The organism is Methanosarcina sp. A14, from assembly GCF_001729375.1.
GTDB lineage: Archaea > Halobacteriota > Methanosarcinia > Methanosarcinales > Methanosarcinaceae > Methanosarcina > Methanosarcina barkeri.
In genome coordinates, this window is record NZ_LZPK01000039.1 from 1 (window position 1) to 6,558 (window position 6,558).

General features: G+C 41.9%; 3 protein-coding genes. All 3 read left to right on the forward strand.

Annotation, left to right across the window (positions count from 1 at the left end; all coding sequences use genetic code 11):
• Positions 1 to 548 precede the first annotated feature (548 nt).
• The 3 genes from ileS (at position 549) to A9239_RS19280 (ending at position 6,250) form a co-directional block, all read left to right on the forward strand.
• A complete protein-coding gene (ileS, locus tag A9239_RS02695) occupies positions 549 to 3,725 on the forward strand; it encodes an isoleucine--tRNA ligase (protein ID WP_048119202.1) in 3,177 nt (1,058 codons plus the stop codon).
• A 71-nt stretch (positions 3,726 to 3,796) separates the two neighbouring features.
• Entirely contained in the window at positions 3,797 to 4,429 is a 633-nt protein-coding gene (locus A9239_RS02700; RefSeq protein ID WP_048123087.1) for a 6-hydroxymethylpterin diphosphokinase MptE-like protein, read from the forward strand.
• Positions 4,430 to 6,046: 1,617 nt separating this feature from the next.
• The gene (locus tag A9239_RS19280) at positions 6,047 to 6,250 is read left to right on the forward strand and encodes a hypothetical protein (RefSeq protein ID WP_069575218.1); all 204 of its coding nucleotides are present in this window, start codon (positions 6,047 to 6,049) and stop codon (positions 6,248 to 6,250) included.
• The last annotated feature ends 308 nt before the right edge of the window (positions 6,251 to 6,558 follow it).

Consider the following 6,558-nt stretch of genomic DNA (forward strand, 5'->3'; position numbering starts at 1 on the left):
CGTTACGATGTTGATCTCGTCGTTGCTGAGGTTTTCGGTCAAGCCTTTTTTTAAAAGGGTTGCGGGCAAGTAGTTTTTTAAAAGGGTTGCGGGCAAGTAGTTTTTTAAAAGGGTTGTGAGCAAGCAGTTTTTTAAAAGGGTTGTGAGCAAGCAGTTTTTTTGAAAGGGCTGTGATCACGTCATGGAGGTTGAGGATAAGGATTTCAAATTCAAGCGTTGATGGGGTTTTCGCTCAAGTTTTTCAAATGGGTTGTGGTATAACAAAGCTTAAATCAAGTACAGTAATTACTCAATAAATTGATTGGCGTGTGGAAGATACGTTTCCTTCAGGACAGGTAAAGACGTTCTTTCCCGAATACTTATATTATGTTCGTTAAATACTTATTTGAAGTTTAATATATAAGCGGCCGGTAGTAAAGTTTTCCAACAGTCCACCGGTTAGAAATTTATTATCAATACTTATCGGGTAGCTGCAGGACATCTTCAGAACAGGACTGCACTGACCGCACTTTCACTTTATAGCTAATCTTTCTTCAGGGAGACCCTATATGATAAAAGAAATCACTGCTAAGTATAACGCAGAGCAAATTGAAAAAAAGATCACACAGCTCTGGAAAGATAGCGATGCTTATCGAAAGACCAGAGAGCACCGCAAGACTGGAAAAAGACTTTTTTTTGTTGACGGCCCCCCATATACGACCGGACATATCCACTTGGGAACTGCCTGGAATAAGATCATTAAAGATTCCATTCTTCGCTATTACTCCATGAATAACCGTAATATTCTCGAGCGTCCTGGCTGGGATATGCACGGTCTGCCGATTGAAGTCAAAGTTGAAGGCGTGCTCGGCTTCAAATCCAAAAAGGACATTGAGAGCTTCGGGGTAGAGAATTTTATCGAGAAATGTAAGGAATTTGCTATCAACCAGAAGCAGGAAATGACTGAACAGTTCCAGAGGCTAGGGGTCTGGATGCAATGGGAAGCTCCCTATATGACCTTAAAAGACGATTATATTGAAGCTGCCTGGTGGACCCTCAAGCAAGCCAGTGAGAAAAACCTTCTGGATGTGGGCAAACGTTCAGTCAACTGGTGCCCTCGCTGTGAGACTGCAATTGCAGATTCCGAGGTCGAATATGCCGAAAGGACCGACCCTTCAATCTATGTGAAGTTTAAGATCAAAGGTGAGGAAAATACCTTCATAGTCATCTGGACAACAACCCCCTGGACAATTCCCGCAAACGTAGCTGTAGCCGTACATCCTGGTTTTGAATATTCTAAATTCAGGGCAATCAGGCAGGACGGCTCTGATGAGATCTTGATTGCAGCTACCGACCTGATTGATAATGTCCTTAGACAGGGCAGGTATGTTGACTACGAAGTACTTGAGACAATGCTTGGGGAAGACCTGACGAAACTTGAGTACGAAAGCCCTGTTGGAGATCTTGTGCCTGTGCAGAATGAAATAAAGCATGGCATTTATCTTGCCGATTACGTAACTGCAGAAAACACAGGCTGTGTACATATTGCCCCAGGGCATGGTATGGACGATTTTAACGTTGGCGTGAAGTATAACCTTCCAATCCTCTGCCCTGTGGGTCCGAACGGTGCCTATACTGAAGAAGCCGGGGAATATGCGGGCAAAAACGTCAGGGAAGCAAACCCGATTGTTATTGAAGACCTGAGAAAACGCAACAGACTGCTTGCAGAAGGAACTGTTACGCACAGGTACGGGCACTGCTGGCGCTGCAAAACTCCTATAATCTACCTTGCAACCGAACAGTGGTTCCTCAAGGTTACAGAAATAAAGGACAAAATGCTTGAGGCACTTGATGCTGTAGACTGGTACCCTGAATGGGCAGGTTCAGCCAGATTCAGGACCTGGGTCGAAGGCGCAAGAGACTGGTGCATTTCCAGGCAGCGTTACTGGGGAATGCCAATTCCGGTCTGGAAGTGCAAGAAATGCGGAAAACTTGAGGTAATAGGAACCAAAGCCGAACTGCTAGAAAAATCCGGAGCATGCGGTGATGTCGAACTTCACCGTCCCTATGTGGATAAACTAACTATTCCCTGTGAGTGCGGTGGAGAGAAAAAGCGTGTTGAAGATGTTTTCGATGTCTGGTTTGATTCGGCTGTCGCTTCCTGGGCTACCCTGAAGTTCCCGCAGACCAGGGAACAGTTCGACGAATGGTGGCCTGCTGACTTTATCACTGAAGGACATGACCAGACACGCGGCTGGTTCTATTCCCAGCTCGGAGCAAGCATGGTGGGCTTCGGACGAGCTCCTTACAAGAGTGTGCTCATGCATGGCTTTACGCTTGATGCAGGCGGAAAGAAGATGTCCAAAAGCCTTGGAAACGTGGTTTCCCCGATTGATGTAATCGACAAGTATGGGGCTGATACTCTGCGTGCCTATGTGCTTTCCTCAAGTGCACCCTGGGATGACCTTAAGTTCAACCAGGAAGAAGTGGAAAACGTCCACCGTTCGATCAATATTCTCTGGAACGTTTTCAGGTTCCCGCTGCCTTATATGGCACTCGATAATTTTGATCCGCTTAAGGTCAGCCTTGATTCCGTAAAAGACGCGCTCAGGGAGGAGGACAGGTGGATTCTCTCAAGAGTTCAGTCTGTTGTTAAGGCTGTAGATGAAGCAATGAGCGGGTACTTCCTGCATAAGGCAGTGCGTGAGATTCTTGAATTTACTCTGGAAGACCTCTCCCGCTGGTATATACAGCTTATCCGCCCAAGGACCTGGACCGAAGCCGATGATCCTGATAAGCTTGCAGCTTACTGCGTGCTTTATGAAGTCTACGTAACCCTTACAAAATTGATCTCTCCTTTTATGCCTTACCTGGCTGAAGAGATGTATCAGAACCTGATCAGAAATGTAGACCCGAATGCACTGGAATCGGTTCATATGTGCGATTGGCCAAAAGTCAATGAAGCTTATCTTGACCCTGAACTCGAAGCTGCTATGAGTACTGCGCGTTCAATAGTGGAAGCCGCTTCAAACGCTCGCCAGAAGGCAGGAAGAAAGCTCAGATGGCCTGTTTCCCGAATAGTTGTTTCCCCTGAAAATGAGGACGTAGCAAAGGCTGTAGAGAGACTGCGCTCAGTCCTTATGGATCAGACAAATTCCAAGGCAATTGTCCTGACGCCCGTTGGCGAGAGCTGGGATGAACTCGGGCTTGAAGTAATCCCTGATCCGAGCAAAATAGGCCCTGTGTTTAAGAAGGATGCAGGAAAAGTCATTCCTGCCTTGCGAAAGGTTGACGGTTTTGCTTTGAAAAAAGCCTTTGCCGAAGCTGGCGAGTTTGAACTCTCTCTTGCAGACGGAACAACGGTTACAGCTACTCCGGGCATGGCAAACTTCAAAGAAACCCTGCCAGGAGGGACTGCAAGTGCAGAGTTCGATGCAGGTCTTGTCTATGTGGACGCAAACCTGACTCCAGAACTGGAAGCTGAAGGATATGCAAGGGAAGTAATTCGCAGGCTTCAGGATATGCGGAAGGAACTTGACCTTGTAGTGGACGAAAACATCCTTGTCTCGGTCCGGATCGAAGATGAAAGAGTCCTGAGACTTGTTGAAACACTAAAGGATCTGATTGCAGAAGAGGTAAGAGCCGATATCCTTAACCTTGGCAGTGATGTCGATGTTTCCGGAGCCCTTATAAAGGATTGGGATGTCGAAGGCATTGCCATGAAGATGGGTATTGCAAAGAAATAAACTCTTAAAAAGGGTTGAAAATTAAAGAAGTTTTGAACTCAAACTTTAAAACGGAAGGGAAACTGATTCGTATGGATTTTGCTACCTGGGAACCGATTTACGAACGAATCCTTGAGGATTTCGGATTTGACCGAACAGGTGATGAAAAGGCAGCTTTTTTCCTTTCCTACATGTTGACAGAAGAAAACACGATCAGCTTATCTGAGCTCAAAGCAATAATTTCCGGAAATCCTGTCCTTGTCTGCGGAAACGCTCCAGGGCTCAGGAATGACCTTTCGGAAATCAATTTTTCTGCTTTTACGGTAATTGCAGCCGACGGAGCCGCTGCTGTACTAATGGATATGGGCATTGTGCCTGAAGTCATCTGTACCGACCTTGATGGCAATTCAGAAGCTGATATCGAAAAAGAGATACTTGCCTGTGAAAAGGGCTCGATAGTCCTTATTCACGCGCATGGGGACAATATTGATAAGCTTGAAAAATATGTTCCCCGCTTTAAGCGATTTATTGCAACTACCCAGGCAGGACCTTTTAACGAAGTCTATAATTTTGGAGGCTTCAGTGATGGAGACAGATGCTTTTTTGTAGCCAGGGAATTTGGAGCTCAAAAAATTAGGCTAGCAGGTTTTGATTTTGAAGATAACGATGTAAACCCGATTAAGAAAAAGAAATTGAAATGGGCAAAGAAATTAATGGGGACCTGAGATCTTTAAAAAGTAATTCACCTAACTGAAAACGCTAAGAATCCAATTGATAATAACACAAATATAATAAATCAGCAAGTTCTCTTATTTTTATTCACAATCTGAATCGAAAAACTTATCCTATTAAATAGTCGCCCTTTATATTGATATTTTGCTTAAAATAAAAAGACTAAAGTTATAAAGTTTAATAATAAAAAGAGTTGTACTACTTTTTCAACAAAATTATGTTATTTTAAGGCTCTATATTGAATTTAGTCAGGAAATAGGGATTATAGAGATTATTAAGACAATATTTTTTGGCTGAATATTCAATTACAGATTTTTATTCCTGATTTATTGAGAGTTTTTATAGAACTAGATATTGTAGAGTAAATTCAAAAGTAAGCTTGTTTTATTGATAGAGGTTTTCTCTATTTTTATATAGGTTATTTATATTCAGAAACAGTTATTCTAGGTCTTTTATATAATTTATAATTCTATGTTTAATTGTACTTTCATGGGAGAACATGGGAGGACTGTTTCTTTCTAAACGGAAATGAGTACTCTAATAATTTCTAAAAAGTTGCCATGAAAGTATGATTAGGGGGTGGGTGAATAAGTTTGATTAGAGAGTGTAATTCCCTAGTCTAAAAAGCTCACCTTTACAGAGATCTGAAAGTATAGAATAACATAGCAAAATCTTGGAGGTAAATATAATGTGTGGATGGTTTGGTGGCTGCGGCTGGGGCGGCGGCTGGGGCTGGCGTCGCTGCTGGCGCCGCTGTGGCGGCTGGTACGGCTGGGGCGGCGGTTGTGGCTGTTAAGAGCAATCGACAGGCCAATCGTTGAGCTCGTAAAATGTTAATTATGGATGAATAAAAAAGCTGTCAATTCAAGATAGAAGGATAATTTCTGATTAATTGTCTTGAATTGATGGCTATGTATTTTATTACCTGCGGTAGCAACTGTAAGCTACATATGTTTGAAAGTGAAGTTTCTCTATTTAGACGGATCTGGATGTTGTGTATTAACAGATCTTCAAATTTAGTCATTAGTCAAATGAAAATTCGTCACTGTTTACTTAGTAATAAAAATAATAAGGTATTAAAGTTTGAAAACCAAATAAGTAACACTATTTTCTGTCGCTAAATACACATCTTATAAGCCATCAAATCGCTTATAATTAGTAAAATATGGCGTTTTTGTACTTTTAAGGCTCTATTTTTGTCTTAATTTTGATTTCAAACTAAGGTTACTGATTTTATTGAGCTATTCTAAAAATTAATATTTCTAAATTAAATATAAAACTAAACTCATTTTATAGAGCATAATTTCCCAGCTTTTTCAATGACTATTTAGTGTTAAGAATATATTATTCTATTCCATTTATATAATTTACAACTATATTATTAGTTGTACTCTCTGGCAATTAAAGTTGAATCTGATTCTTATTAGGGGTTGGTAGATTACAACTTGAGTGTCAGGAGTAATAATAGAGTTTGTGAGTCGATATAAAATTAGGTTGGAGAAAGATATACTCGAATCTTATATTATATCTTCTCAAATATATAATGAACTGTGTAAATTAACGCGAAAAACATACAACAACAAAATATAGTAAATATGGAGGTAAATACAATGGGAGGATTTCCATTCTTTAAGAAGTTCGGCGGCTGCGGTTGCGGCGGAGGATGGGGCGGCTACGGTGGCTGCGGTTGCGGCGGTTATGGCGGCTTTGGCGGCTGGGGCGGCGGTTGTGGCTGCAATGATAGGAAAGTTTGCTGTGTAACAGCAGTCCGTGCATGCTGCTCCAAAGGCGGCGGCTGGTGGGATGACTGTTAAGAGCAATCGCTAGGCCAATAGCTGAATGCTAATTTATCAACCACGGATTAAGTAATTAGGTATACTATAAAACCGATAGTGGACTCATTTGTACAATCCTCCGCCGGGATACAGAAGCAGGAGAACCTTGATGGCGTCAGAACCTGAAATCTATTGAAAGGTCTCTCCTGCAATTAAACAGTCACTTCTCAGAAAGGACTAACGAATAAGCTCAGTCTCATTTTATTCATCCGACTGACATACTTTAATTGAGGTTCTGCCATTTTCTTGAAAATTCCTTATTTTTTAATAATGAGCTGATCCCAAAA